Below are 12,427 nucleotides of genomic sequence, written 5' to 3' on the forward strand. Positions count from 1 at the left end.
ACCATTGCTGCCCAAATGGCGTGAGCGAGAAAATAGCCCGGCGCTACCAAGCCGAGCGGTGCGGCTTGATTGTGACGGAACCAAGAAGATTTGTCGCAGTGCAACACATCTTCGAGAGTGTTTAACGTCAAACATGCGAGCTTCGCGGTGACGAATACGGAATGAATCGTTACTGTTCTGCTCATGAGTATGGCCACGACCGACACGCCGAAACCCGAGACGAAGTTCGATGCGGAAGCCTTCGCGATGAATGTCGCGCGGGCGATGGAGAGCGGCGGCAAGGCGCTCGCCGCTTACCTCAAGCCGCGCGAGAGCGGCGAGGTGCAGGATCGCCCGCCAGCCGAGCTTGCCGAGGTGGTCAAGACCTTCACGTCGGTCGCCGAATATTGGCTGTCGGATACGTCCCGCTCCTCCGATCTGCGGACCAAGCTCGCGAAGGACTATCTCGACCTCTGGGGCTCGGCGGTGCGACGTATGGCCGGTCAGGACGCCGACCCCGCGATCGCACCCTCGCCGCGCGACAAGCGCTTTGCCGATCCGGAATGGAAATCGAACCAGTTCTTCGATTTCGTCATGCAGCTCTATCTGCTCACGACCAAATGGGCGCAGGAGCTGGTGCGCGATGCTGAAGGGCTAGATCCGCACACCCGCCGCAAGGCCGAGTTCTATGTCCAGCAGGTCACCAATGCGCTCTCGCCATCGAACTTCGTGCTGACCAATCCCGAGGTGCTGCGCGAGACGGTGGCATCCAGCGGCGAGAACCTCGCGCGCGGCCTCAAGATGCTGGCCGAGGACATCGCGGCCGGCAAGGGCATGCTGAAGATCCGCCAGTCCAATCCGGACAATCTCGTCGTCGGCGTCAACATGGCGACGACCCCGGGCAAGGTGATCTACCAGAACGAGATGATGCAACTGATCCAGTACACGCCGACGACGGAGAAGGTGCTGCGCACACCGCTCCTGATCGTGCCGCCCTGGATCAACAAGTTCTACATCCTCGATCTCAAACCGGAGAAATCCTACATCAAGTGGTGCGTCGACCAGGGCATCACCGTGTTCGTGATCTCATGGGTCAATCCCGACAAGCGGCTCGGCAACAAGGGCTGGGAAGACTACATGAAGGAAGGCCTGCTCACGGCGATGGACGTGATCGAGAAGGTCACCGGCGAGATGAAGGTGCATACCGCCGGCTATTGCGTCGGCGGCACCATGCTCGCGACCACGCTGGCCTGGCTCGCCGAGAAGCGCCGTCAGCGCGTGTCGTCCGCGACGTTCTTCGCCGCCCAGGTCGACTTCACCCATGCCGGCGATCTCCTCGTGTTCGTCGACGAGGAGCAGATCGCAGCGCTCGAGCAGGACATGAAGACGGCCGGCGTGCTCGAAGGCTCGAAGATGGCGATGGCCTTCAACATGCTGCGCTCCAACGATCTGATCTGGTCCTATGTCGTCAGCAACTATTTGAAGGGCCAGCAGCCGAGCGCGTTCGACCTGTTGCACTGGAATTCCGATGCGACGCGCATGACCCAGGCGAACCATTCCTATTATTTGCGCAACTGCTATCTGGAGAACCGGCTGTCGACCGGCACGATGGTGCTCGACAACACCCTGCTCGATCTCTCCAAGGTCAAGGTGCCCGTCTACAATCTCGCCACCCGGGAGGATCACATCGCCCCCGCTGAATCGGTGCTGTACGGCTCGCAGTTTTTCGGCGGTCCGGTGAAGTACGTGTTGTCGGGCTCGGGTCACATCGCGGGCGTGGTCAATCCGCCGGCCTCGAACAAGTACCAGTACTGGACCAACGACAACATCAAGGACGTCAACGTCGCGCAGTGGATGAAGGGCGCCGTGGAGCACAAGGGCTCGTGGTGGCCGGACTGGCGGGAGTGGCTGGGCCGACTCGATCCCGAAGAAGTCCCGGCGCGCGCGGTCGGCAGCGACGCATTCCCACCGATCGAGGACGCACCCGGCAGCTATGTCAGAGTTCGCGCATAGCGGAATCTCGCGTGCTTTCGTATAGACTCGTCTCAATCCAGCGACGACACAGGGGATCGGCACTATGACACGCGAATTGTTCTGGCTGACACTGACGGTGATCCTGACGGGGGTTCTCTGGATTCCCTACATCATCAACCGATGCCAGGTGCGCGGGTTGAGCGGTGCCATGGCCAACCCCTCGCGGGGCGACAAGCCGCAGGCGGAGTGGGCGAACCGGCTGATGTTCGCGCATGACAATGCGGTCGAGAACCTCGTGATCTTCGCGCCGCTGGTGCTGATCCTGAACGCAATCGACTATTCCACGAAATGGACCGTGCTCGCCTGCGCCGTTTATTTCTGGTCGCGCGTCGCACATACCATCGTCTATGCGATGGGAATCCCGGTGTTCCGCACGCTGGCCTTCACCGTCGGCTTCCTCGCCCAGGCCGTGCTGGCGCTGGCGATCTTCGGGGTGGTGTGAGCATCCGAAAGGAGCTGCAGGCCCCTGCAATCTACGATATTGTCATGCGAGCCGAGGCAACCGATGCGAGGATGCCTGATGCGGACCTGTCTTTCAGCCGTCGCAATGATCGCGCTCGCCGGAGCTTGCAGCCAGGCCGGCGCGCAGGCGCAATGCCCTGAACTGACGCGCCTGCGCAGCGAGGCCGTCGAGGCCACAAAGCCGATGACGCGCGCGTTGATGTCGAGCCGCTGCGATGCCTATGTTCGCGCGTCCCTCGCCTGGGCCGCCGCGGTCGACTACGCGCGCAACCACCAGGACGTGTGCGATATTTCCAATCGCTTGCTGAGCGACCTCGAGAAATACCATCTCGACAGCGTGACCGCCCGCAACAATGTGTGTGCCGGCCGGCCTGTCCGGCCATTCCCGGCCGACGTCGTTCTCCAGTAAGGAACGGCGCGCGAGCCAAGTCGCTCGCCGCCTTTGCAGCGCGCCGCCGAAGCGGCGCCGCGCTGCGTCCATGGCACGAGAGCGTGCCTTACTCCTCCGGCAGGCCCAGCATCAGGCGCATGTTCTGCACGGCCGCGCCGGATGCACCCTTGCCGAGATTGTCGAGCCGGGCGACCAGCAATGCCTGATGATACTTGTCGCTGGCGAAGACGTAGAGCTCGAGCATGTTGGTCTCGTTGAGCGCCTCCGGCTCGAGCCGGCCGCCCTTGGTCGCCTCGTTCTGCAGCGGCATCACCTTGACGTATTTCGAGCCGGCGTAACGCTTTGCCATCGCCGCTTGCAGGTCGGCGCCGGCAGGCTTGCCCGGCAGCGTGTCGAGCTGGAGCGGCACCGAGACCAGCATGCCCTGCCGGTAGTTGCCGACCGAGGGAATGAAGATCGGCCGCCGCGTCAGGTTGGAATAGAGCTGCATCTCCGGCAGATGCTTGTGCTCGAAGCCGAGGCCATAGAGCTCGAATGACGGCGCGCTGCCATCCTGAAAGCTCGCGATCATCGACTTGCCGCCGCCGGAATAGCCGCTCACCGCGTTGACGGTGACGGGATAGTCCTGCGGCAGCAGGCCGGCATCGACGATCGGCCGCAGCAGCGCAATCGCGCCGGTCGGATAGCAGCCGGGATTGGAGACCTTTTTCGCCGCCCTGATCTTGCCGGCCTGGTCTGGCGTCAGCTCGGGAAAGCCATAGGCCCAGTCGGGCGCGACCCTATAGGCGGTGGAAGCGTCCAGCACTTTCGGCGCAGAAGTTCCCATGCTGTCGACGAGCGCGACCGTCTCCCTGGCGGCGTCGTCAGGCAGACAGAGGATGACGAGGTCCACCTCTTCCATCAGCGCCTTCTTGGCCGCGGGGTCCTTGCGCTTGTCATCGGCTATGGTCTTCACCGCGACGTCGCTCTGGAGCTTCAGCCGCTCGTTGATGCCGAGCCCGGTGGTGCCGGAGCCGCCGTCGACGAAGACGGTGGCGGGCTTTTTGGCCGCGCTGGCGATCGGGGCTTTGGTGGTGTCAGCGAGGCTCATGGTGCGCTCCTTTCGAGCATGTTCGTATCGTCTGCGAAAACTTGTTCTGCGAAGGCTTGCGGCCTGGCTTGCCGCATCAAATGTGAGATCTGCTTGGCGTCGGCATCGCCGGCGCTAAGCGCATTGGCGATCGCCACATAGTCGGCGTCGGATTTGTGCTGGTTCAGCTTGAAGCTGCCTTCGACCTCCTCAACCGTCATGACCAGCCCAACGATCGCCTTCTTCATCGTCTCGAGCCGGCCCGCTGTCATCTTGCCTGACGTCCACGGCTTTTTCGGCAAGAGCCGGCTCTCGAACTTGGCGCTGAGCGTGTCGAGCTGCACCGACAGCTCATCGTCCGACAACAGCCGCACCGGCCCGGTCAGATGCACCGACTGGTAGAGCCAGGTCGGGACCTGATCCGGCGAGACGTACCAGTCCGGCGATACATAGGCATCGGGACCGTTGACCGCGAGCAGCCAGGACACGTCACCCCCCGCAAGCTTTAGCAGCGGATTGTGACGGGCGAGATGAAAGGCGGCCTGCGGCGTGCCGTCCGCGGCATAGGTCAGGTAGAACGGCAATGGCGAGGCAACGGGCTTGTGGCCGTCAAAGGCGCACATGGTCCCGAAGCCGCGCTCTTCGGCGAATTTCAGGCTCGCGGCGCGGTCCTGCTTGAAATGGGGTGGCGTGTACATCGTGGTCTCCTGCTGGGCCTCCTCGGGGGAAGCCGCCGGATCAGATCGCGCTGACAGGAGAGAATGCCGCGGATCGGGTCCAGCGGCAAAGACGATGATCTCAAACGCGATCGACCGCCCAAACCGCTAAGCTGCGGCGGCGGCGACGAGCGAACAGGATGGTCGCGGCGTTGATCATGGCGCGCGGCTATAAGGCCAGTTGCGGTTCCCGTCAAGGTTCTGGCGTCAGATGACGCGCCAGATCCATTCCATGATCTTGGCGAGCACGTCGCCGAACAGCAGGAGCACGGCCGACCAGATCAGGGCCGAGACGAAATTGGCGGCCTGGAAGCTCCAATAGGGCATCTCGAAGATGCCGGCCGCGAGCGGCACCGAGGCGCGCAAGGGCCCAAAGAAGCGCCCGATGAAGATGCTGGGTATCCCCCAGCTCCGGACAAAGGCCTCGCCCCTGGGCAGCAGCTCCGGGTAGCGCGAGAGCGGCCACATCTGGGCGACGTGCTCCTTGTAGCGGTAGCCGAACCAGTACGAGACCCAGTCGCCCAGCGCCGCCCCGAGGCCACCGGCGATCCAGACCGGATAGAAGTTGATGCCGCTCACCCCGATCAGCGCTCCGATGGCCACCAGCGCGCCCCAGGCCGGGATCAAGAGCGAGATGAACGCAAGCGACTCCCCGAAGGCGAGCAGGAACACGATTGGCGCCGCCCAAGCCTGGTGAACACGCACGAGGTCAGCCAGGCCGTGCGCAAACTGCTCCATCAAAAATAGCCTTCCCGCCCCGTCTCAAGGTGCTGCTCGATGAAAAGGACTGGTAAGCCAAGGACTTGTGTGACATCAAGTCACAAAATCCCGACATGCTCGGGTGGGAACGTCAAATTGGCGGGAACTGGTGGGGCTGCGGCGTAAAATCGCCGGGATTGGCTCCCAACCCACACCGCCCGGCCCGCGGTAACCTTTCCGAGTGAGAAGTGGCATAGTCGGCCTAACCGATTCGCCGCTTCCGCGGCCCTCAAAACGCATCAAGATATATGTCCAAGCAATTGAAACCCAAAGCAAAAGACGACTTTTTCGGCGGTGACGAGCCGAAACCCCGTGCCGCCAAGGCGGCGTCACGCGGAAGCGGCGGGGAAGCCGATTACACGGCGGCCGACATCGAGGTGCTCGAAGGCCTGGAACCGGTGCGGCGCCGGCCCGGCATGTATATCGGCGGCACCGACGAGAAGGCGCTGCATCACCTGTTCGCAGAAGTCATCGACAACTCGATGGACGAGGCGCTGGCCGGGCACGCGACCTTCATCGAGGTCGACCTCAGCGCTGACGGGTTCCTGACCGTCACCGACAATGGCCGCGGCATCCCGATCGATCCGCACCCGAAATTCCCGAAGAAGTCGGCGCTCGAAGTCATCATGTGCACCCTGCATTCGGGCGGCAAGTTCGACAGCAAGGTTTATGAAACCTCGGGCGGTCTGCACGGCGTCGGCATCTCGGTGGTGAACGCCCTCTCCTCGCGTCTCGAGGTCGAGGTCGCGCGCAGCCAGAAACTCTACCGCATGACGTTCGAGCGCGGTCACCCGAAGGGCAAGCTCGAGGACCTCGGCAAGGTCAGCAACCGCCGCGGCACGCGCGTGCGCTTCAAGCCGGATACCGACATCTTCGGTGCCAAAGCGGCGTTCAAGCCGCAGCGCCTGTTCAAGATGACGCGCTCGAAGGCTTATCTGTTCGGCGGCGTCGAGATCCGCTGGAATTGCGCGCCCGAGCTGCTCAAGGGCATCGAGGACGTGCCGGCCGAGGCGACGTTCCACTTCCCCGGCGGCCTCAAGGATTACCTGGCGGCCGCAATCCACGCCGACACGTTGGTGCATCCCGACATCTTCTCCGGCAAGTCGGGCCGCAACGGCGCGCATGGCGCCTGCGAATGGGCGGTGGCCTGGACGGCGGATGCCGACGGTTTCCTGTCTTCCTACACCAACACCGTGCCGACGCCCGATGGCGGCACGCACGAGTCCGGCCTGCGCAGCGCACTTTTGCGCGGCCTGAAGGATCACGCCGAGCGCGTCGGCCAGGGCAAGCGCGCGGCCTCCGTCACTTCGGAAGACGTGATGGTCGGCGCGGCCGTGATGCTCTCGGTGTTCGTGCGCGAGCCTGAATTCCAGGGCCAAACCAAGGACCGCCTCGCCACCGCCGAAGCGCAGCGCATCGTAGAGCAGGCGATGAAGGATCCGTTCGACCATTGGCTGTCGGGCAATCCGAACATGGCCAACCGGCTGCTCGACTTCGTGATCGACCGCGCCGAGGAGCGGCTGCGCCGCCGCCAGGAGAAAGAGACCGCGCGGAAAACCGCGGGCAAGAAGCTGCGCCTGCCCGGCAAACTCGCCGACTGCACCGACGCCGGCACCGAAGGCTCCGAGCTCTTCATCGTAGAGGGCGACTCGGCCGGCGGCAGCGCCAAGCAGGCGCGCGACCGCAAGACCCAGGCCGTGCTGCCGCTGCGCGGCAAGATCCTCAACGTCGCCTCCGCCGGCAAGGACAAGCTGACGGCGAACGCGCAGCTTTCCGATCTCGTGCAGGCGATCGGCTGCGGCACGCTCGCGCATTATCGCGAAGAGGATCTGCGCTATCAGCGCATCATCATCATGACCGACGCCGACGTCGACGGCGCCCATATCGCCTCGCTGCTGATCACCTTCTTCTACCGGCAGATGCCGCGGCTGATCGACGAGGGCCACCTCTTCCTCGCGGTGCCACCGCTCTACAAGCTGACCCACGGCTCGAAGTCGGTCTACGCCCGCGACGACGCCCACAAGGAGGCGCTGCTCAAGAGCGCGTTCAGCGCCAACGCCAAGGTCGAGGTGAACCGCTTCAAAGGCCTCGGCGAGATGATGCCGGCGCAGCTCAAGGAGACCACCATGGATCCGACCAAGCGGACGCTGCTCAAGGTGGTGCTGCTCGCCGACGATCGCGATACCACGGCCGATTCGGTGGAGCGCCTGATGGGCACCAAGGCCGAGGCGCGCTTCGCATTCATCTCGGACAAGGCCGAATTTGCCAGCGAAGAGCTGCTGGACGTGTGAGGCCGTAACCAGGCCGGCCGCCTTCCGAGACAGCCCCGGCCTAAAGCCGGGGCCGTTTTGTTTGAGGGGGTGACCGCATTTTCCGGCGATCCGGCCGGACGATCCGTCGATGTTTTCGTCGCGTCCCGCAATCGCCGCATGGCGACTCAGCCATCGACTCACCGGCGCCAAGCGCGAGGCAGGATTGCCTCCATTTCGGACAAAGCCGAATTTGCTAACGAGACGTTACCCGAAATCAAAATTCTCAAATTCCCCAACGCGTTGAAATATCGAATTAATTTTGATTTGCGCGATGGCGCTCCGAATACCCACGCACCGGCGTTTTCCGGCGACTGTGCCTGCCCGGCAACAGCATTTCGGCGAGAACCGTCTATAGTCCGGGTATCAGATGATACGAACTTCGGTGCGCTCGCGCCTACAGACCTAAGGTTGGGGATTTTGACATGAAGAAGACTTTGCTCGCTCTGACCGCGGTCGCGGCGATGACCGGTTCGGCCTCGGCGGCCGACCTTGCGGCTCGTCCCTACACGAAGGCTCCGGTCGCGGCGCCCGTCGCCAGCTGGACCGGCTTCTACATCTTCGGCGGCGCCGGCGGCGGCGTCTGGGATGCGGACTCCCACACCAACTTCGTTGGAGTTCCCGTGACGATCGATCAGCGTGTTGGCGGCGATGGCTGGTTTGGAACGGTCGGTGCCGGCTACGACTGGCAGTTCTCCGGCACCTGGGTGGCTGGTGTGTTCGCCGATGGTCAGTTCGGCAGCCTGCGCGGCAGCATCAACGATGAGTTTGCTGCGCTGACCGGCCGCATCAAGATGCAGGACGCATGGGCTGCGGGTGTTCGCGTCGGCTATCTGGTTGCTCCGAATGTTCTCTCGTACGTCAATGGCGGTTACAGTGGATCGCACTGGTCGGGCGCTGGCTTGACGAATCTCGCCGGGACGGCTTCGGGCTTCCACACCGACTCGTTCAACCGCAATGGCTGGTTCGTCGGCGGTGGCGTCGAGAACAATCTGAACATCTTCGGCATCACGGCGCCGGGCTGGTTCATGAAGACCGAATATCGTGCTGCCTACTACGATCGTAAGGACATTGCCGTCCGCACCGACGTTGGCAACGTCGCGACGACCGACTCCATCAGCTTCAAGCCCCTGGTGCAGACCATCAGCACCTCGCTGGTCTACCGCTTCAACTGGACCGGTCCGGTCGTCGCGAAGTACTGATCTGACCTCCCGTTCAGACGTCAAAGCCCCGGCATCGTCCGGGGCTTTTTCGTTGCAGGGAGCGCATAGGCGTGCTCCCGACGATCTGCACCCAGCCATTGTATCCGGACCGAAGCCACGGCTAGTCTGAGTCGAAGTTTTCGTGGCCGCGGCGATCGTTGATGCCGCAGACCGCGACAGAACCAGACCAACGGGAGGAATGCATGCGCAGATTACTGCTTGTCGCAGGCCTGTTTGCGACCGCCGTCGGCCTGCTCTGGATCGGACAGGGCACGGGCACCGTCCCGTGGCCGCGGTCGAGCTTCATGGTCAACCAGCTGCAATGGGCCGGCTATGGCGCAGCCATGGCCGGATTCGGGCTGGTGCTGATCTGGCAGAGCAACCAATAGAAGAAACCAGGGAATACAAGCATGACATCCAGCCGGTTCGATCTCCGCGGCAAGGTCGCGATCGTCACGGGAGGCAATGGCGGCATCGGGCTCGGCATGGCGCGCGGCCTTGCCGATGCCGGCGCCGACATCGCCGTGATCGGACGCAACGAGACCAAGTCCGCGGAAGCGGTCGCCGATCTCAGGCAGCGCGGGGTGAAGGCGATTGCCGTCGCGACTGACGTCACCGACAAGGCGGCCGTCGCGGCCATGATCGACCGCGTGGTGAAGGAGCTCGGCCGCATCGACGTCCTCGTGAATAATGCCGGCATGAGCATCCGCAAGCCGCCGCACGAACTCGAGCTCGACGAATGGAACAAGGTGATCGACACCAACCTCACCAGCGCCTTCGTGTGCTCGAAGCTGGCCTATCCGGCGCTGAAGGCATCCGGCAACGGCAAGGTGATCAATATCGGCTCAATGATGTCGATCTTCGGCGCGAGTTTCGCGACAGCCTATGCGGCGAGCAAGGGCGGCATCGTGCAGTACACCCGCGCCTGCGCCAATGCCTGGGCGCCCGACAACATCCAGGTCAACGCCATCCTGCCAGGCTGGATCGACACCGATCTCACCCGCGGCGCGCGGCAGCAGGTCTCGGGGCTGCACGAGCGCGTGCTGGCGCGCACGCCCGCGGGACGCTGGGGTGACATCGACGACTTCGCCGGCATCGCCGTGTTCCTCGCCTCGCCCGCGTCGAACTTCGTCACGGGCACCGCGATCCCGGTCGACGGCGGCTTCTCGGTGATGGCCTGAGTCCGGGCCTGCACCACAACATTGCGCACAAAAAGGAAGCCCCGGTCGAAGCCGAGGCTTTTGAATTTTGGCAGTGCTCTTTTTTGATCGTTGGTCGCGTTGCGTCGACGTGCTCAGTAGCGGGCGATGGTCGGCGCGTCGAACTTGTAGCTCGCGCGCACGACGGCCCACTGGATGTCACGCGGCTTGGCATCGAAGGTGTAATTGCCCGCCGTGCCGCCGAGCTGATAGGTCTGGCTGCCGAAGGCCGCGTAATTGTATTCGAGGCCGACGATCCAGTTGCGGGTGATGCCGTATTCCCAGCCAGCGCCGACGGTCCAGCCATTGGCCCAGTGAGTTTGTCCGCCCGTACCCGTCACAACCGGGTCGGTGACCGAGAGCCGGTTGTTGACCCCCGCATAGCCGCCCTTGATGTAGAACAGGTTGTTCTGCACGGCAAAGCCGGCGCGGCCGACGACCGTCGCCAGCACATTGGCACGCCAGGAGAACACATCGTTCGCCGGTGCGAACGCGGTGTTCACGACCGTACCCTTGTTGTCGAGGCCGGAGATCGTGCCTTCCACACCGAACACGTAGTTGTTGGCCTGCCAGTTGTAGCCGATCTGCGCGCCGCCCATGACGCCCGAATTGCGCTGACGATAGCCCTCTCCCGGAAGCAAATCGCCGAACGCCGCGCCGGTCCCGTTGTTGATGAACTGCTCGTTTGTCCATGCGCCACCGATGTGGCCGCCGACATAGAAACCGGTCCAGTTGAACAGCGGCTCGACATAGGCGGGCGCCTTCGTGTAGCGCGCAGCGAGATCGGCCGCCGAAGCAGCGCCGGTCGAAATCAGAGCTGTCGTACAGGCGAAGGCGGCAATCAATTTGTTACGCATGGTACACCCCGTGTCTTTGATGGCCGCACGGTCACCGACGGCTCTTACTAAAATTGAAATCAACACGGTTAATGTGGCGGCTGGGCACGCATCGGCCTGTGAATCCGTTGGGGCTGTTGCAAGCGCGCAACGCGCAGTGCGCGATTTAGCACGGCGTTATCCCTACCGAAGCCTTGCGCTACGATCCCGGCGCGGCCCGCGAATGCACGTGCTCGGGCCGCACGCCGAGCGCAATCAGGCGCGCCGGAATGCCCTGAAGCCACGGCAGCGCGGTGATGAGGCGCACGATCAGCGGCACCTTCAGCGGCTGGTCGCCGCCCTGTAAGGCGCCGCGGATGATGTTGTTCTGCACGATCACCTGCATTGCTTGCGTCATCTTCACTGGAAACTCGCGGCGACGCCTGACGGCATCGAGCTCGTTCTCCGAGGGACAACCGTGCTCCAGCTTGTCCGCCAGCAGGTTGGCGGTCGCGACCGCGTCCTGCACGGCGAGATTGACGCCGACGCCGCCGACCGGCGACATCGCATGCGCGGCATCGCCGATGCACAGCAGGCCCGGCTGCGTCCAGCGCGTCAGTCGGTTGATCGCGACGGTGAGCAGCTTGATGTCGTCGAAGCTCTTCACCTCGGCGATGCCGGACCTGAGGATCGGCGCCATGCGCACGACATCGTCGAGCAGCGCCGATAGTCCCCTCGCCTTGACTGCCTCATACTGTCCTTTTGCGATGACATAGGCGCATTGCCAGTAATCGCCGCGGTCGAAGGTGACCATCATCTTGCCAGGCTCGATCCGCGCGAAGAGGCTTTCAGTCTCCTCGGGCCTGCGGCCGGCGCGGAACCAAAGCACGTCCATCGGCGCGCCGATCTCCTCGACCGCAAGGCCGGCGCGCTCGCGCACCATCGAATGGCGGCCGTCGCAGGCAACGGTGAGATCGGCCTCGATGTCGATGAAGCCGTCAGGCGTCCTCGCCCGCACGCCGGCGACCGTCTCGCCGCGACGGATCAGATCCACCGCCTCCGTGCTCATCATCACCTTGAGCTGCGCAAAGCGCCGGCCGGCCTCGCGCAGGAAATTCAGGAAATCCCATTGCGGCATGAAGGCAATGAAGGGATATTTGGTATGGAGCCGGCCAAGATCGGCGATGCGCACCGGCGTGCCGCCGAACAGGCCGTCCATCTTCTGCAGACGCTGATGCGGCAGCTTCAGGAAGCCGTCGATCAGCCCGAGTTCGTCCATCACCTGAAGCGTCGAGGGATGCACGGTGTCGCCGCGGAAGTCGCGGAAGAAATCCGCATGCTTCTCCAGCACCACGACATCGATGCCGGCCCGTCCCAGGAGATAGCCGAGCATCATGCCGGCCGGGCCGCCGCCGACGATGCAGCAGCGGACCTTCATGGTCCGGCTTTGTTGTTGCTCGGATATCATTGCCGCCGCGATCCGCGCCGTGAG

At 63.6% G+C, this 12,427-nt stretch carries 12 protein-coding genes; 7 read left to right on the forward strand and 5 right to left on the reverse strand.

The genetic code is table 11. The annotated features are described in order from the left end of the window. Window positions 1-183: 183 nt before the first annotated feature. From BRAD3257_RS21005 to BRAD3257_RS21015, 3 genes are all read left to right on the forward strand, one after another. On the forward strand, window positions 184-1,992 hold the full coding sequence (locus BRAD3257_RS21005; RefSeq protein ID WP_162500291.1) for a PHA/PHB synthase family protein: 1,809 nt from the start codon (window positions 184-186) through the stop codon (window positions 1,990-1,992). Between the two features lie 64 nt (window positions 1,993-2,056). Next, window positions 2,057-2,455 carry an MAPEG family protein gene (locus BRAD3257_RS21010; protein WP_122403387.1) on the forward strand — a complete coding sequence of 133 codons (399 nt, stop codon included), beginning with the start codon at window positions 2,057-2,059 and terminating at the stop codon, window positions 2,453-2,455. Between the two features lie 105 nt (window positions 2,456-2,560). Further along, complete coding sequence (locus BRAD3257_RS21015) at window positions 2,561-2,884, forward strand: hypothetical protein (protein ID WP_122403388.1); 324 nt, start codon at window positions 2,561-2,563, stop codon at window positions 2,882-2,884. 88 nt (window positions 2,885-2,972) lie between these two features. Here BRAD3257_RS21015 and argC read toward each other — a convergent pair whose 3' ends face one another. The 3 genes from argC to BRAD3257_RS21030 all read right to left on the reverse strand — a co-directional run bounded on the left by argC (window position 2,973) and on the right by BRAD3257_RS21030 (window position 5,389). Then, entirely contained in the window at window positions 2,973-3,956 is a 984-nt protein-coding gene (gene argC / locus BRAD3257_RS21020) for an N-acetyl-gamma-glutamyl-phosphate reductase (protein ID WP_122403389.1), read from the reverse strand. Further along, complete coding sequence (locus BRAD3257_RS21025) at window positions 3,953-4,633, reverse strand: FMN-binding negative transcriptional regulator (RefSeq protein WP_122403390.1); 681 nt, start codon at window positions 4,631-4,633, stop codon at window positions 3,953-3,955. Before BRAD3257_RS21025 ends, argC begins: the two co-directional genes overlap by 4 nt. Before the next feature lie 225 nt (window positions 4,634-4,858). Further along, entirely contained in the window at window positions 4,859-5,389 is a 531-nt protein-coding gene (locus BRAD3257_RS21030) for a DedA family protein (protein WP_122403391.1), read from the reverse strand. A gap of 269 nt (window positions 5,390-5,658) precedes the next feature. Here BRAD3257_RS21030 and parE point away from each other — a divergent pair, with 269 nt between their 5' ends. From parE to BRAD3257_RS21050, 4 genes are all read left to right on the forward strand, one after another. Beyond that, window positions 5,659-7,701, forward strand: a complete 2,043-nt coding sequence (gene parE / locus BRAD3257_RS21035) for a DNA topoisomerase IV subunit B (RefSeq protein ID WP_122403392.1) — start codon at window positions 5,659-5,661, stop codon at window positions 7,699-7,701. Between the two features lie 443 nt (window positions 7,702-8,144). After that, a complete protein-coding gene (locus tag BRAD3257_RS21040; RefSeq protein WP_122403393.1) occupies window positions 8,145-8,921 on the forward strand; it encodes an outer membrane protein in 777 nt (258 codons plus the stop codon). A 203-nt stretch (window positions 8,922-9,124) separates the two neighbouring features. Beyond that, window positions 9,125-9,310, forward strand: coding sequence for a hypothetical protein (locus tag BRAD3257_RS21045; RefSeq protein ID WP_122403394.1), 186 nt, complete (start codon window positions 9,125-9,127; stop codon window positions 9,308-9,310). 21 nt (window positions 9,311-9,331) lie between these two features. Next, window positions 9,332-10,102, forward strand: a complete 771-nt coding sequence (locus BRAD3257_RS21050) for an SDR family NAD(P)-dependent oxidoreductase (protein ID WP_122403395.1) — start codon at window positions 9,332-9,334, stop codon at window positions 10,100-10,102. A 113-nt stretch (window positions 10,103-10,215) separates the two neighbouring features. Here the strand turns inward: BRAD3257_RS21050 and BRAD3257_RS21055 are convergent, their stop codons facing one another. Then, the gene (locus BRAD3257_RS21055; RefSeq protein ID WP_122403396.1) at window positions 10,216-10,977 is read right to left on the reverse strand and encodes an outer membrane protein; all 762 of its coding nucleotides are present in this window, start codon (window positions 10,975-10,977) and stop codon (window positions 10,216-10,218) included. 178 nt (window positions 10,978-11,155) lie between these two features. Next, on the reverse strand, window positions 11,156-12,373 hold the full coding sequence (locus BRAD3257_RS21060) for an FAD-dependent oxidoreductase (RefSeq protein WP_122403397.1): 1,218 nt from the start codon (window positions 12,371-12,373) through the stop codon (window positions 11,156-11,158). Window positions 12,374-12,427 lie beyond the last annotated feature (54 nt).

The organism is Bradyrhizobium vignae, from assembly GCF_900324035.1.
GTDB classification, from domain to species: domain Bacteria; phylum Pseudomonadota; class Alphaproteobacteria; order Rhizobiales; family Xanthobacteraceae; genus Bradyrhizobium; species Bradyrhizobium vignae.

What these genes read in the sequence shown, in the direction of transcription:
- BRAD3257_RS21015 (WP_122403388.1), top strand. Translation starts at nt 2,561, where the DNA reads ATGATCGCGCTCGCCGGAGCTTGCAGCCAGGCCGGCGCGCAGGCGCAA.
- BRAD3257_RS21030 (WP_122403391.1), bottom strand. Translation starts at nt 5,389, where the DNA reads ATGGAGCAGTTTGCGCACGGCCTGGCTGACCTCGTGCGTGTTCACCAG.
- BRAD3257_RS21055 (WP_122403396.1), bottom strand. Translation starts at nt 10,977, where the DNA reads ATGCGTAACAAATTGATTGCCGCCTTCGCCTGTACGACAGCTCTGATT.
- BRAD3257_RS21010 (WP_122403387.1), top strand. Translation starts at nt 2,057, where the DNA reads ATGACACGCGAATTGTTCTGGCTGACACTGACGGTGATCCTGACGGGG.
- BRAD3257_RS21050 (WP_122403395.1), top strand. Translation starts at nt 9,332, where the DNA reads ATGACATCCAGCCGGTTCGATCTCCGCGGCAAGGTCGCGATCGTCACG.
- argC (WP_122403389.1), bottom strand. Translation starts at nt 3,956, where the DNA reads ATGAGCCTCGCTGACACCACCAAAGCCCCGATCGCCAGCGCGGCCAAA.
- BRAD3257_RS21005 (WP_162500291.1), top strand. Translation starts at nt 184, where the DNA reads ATGAGTATGGCCACGACCGACACGCCGAAACCCGAGACGAAGTTCGAT.
- BRAD3257_RS21025 (WP_122403390.1), bottom strand. Translation starts at nt 4,633, where the DNA reads ATGTACACGCCACCCCATTTCAAGCAGGACCGCGCCGCGAGCCTGAAA.
- BRAD3257_RS21040 (WP_122403393.1), top strand. Translation starts at nt 8,145, where the DNA reads ATGAAGAAGACTTTGCTCGCTCTGACCGCGGTCGCGGCGATGACCGGT.
- BRAD3257_RS21045 (WP_122403394.1), top strand. Translation starts at nt 9,125, where the DNA reads ATGCGCAGATTACTGCTTGTCGCAGGCCTGTTTGCGACCGCCGTCGGC.
- BRAD3257_RS21060 (WP_122403397.1), bottom strand. Translation starts at nt 12,373, where the DNA reads ATGAAGGTCCGCTGCTGCATCGTCGGCGGCGGCCCGGCCGGCATGATG.
- parE (WP_122403392.1), top strand. Translation starts at nt 5,659, where the DNA reads ATGTCCAAGCAATTGAAACCCAAAGCAAAAGACGACTTTTTCGGCGGT.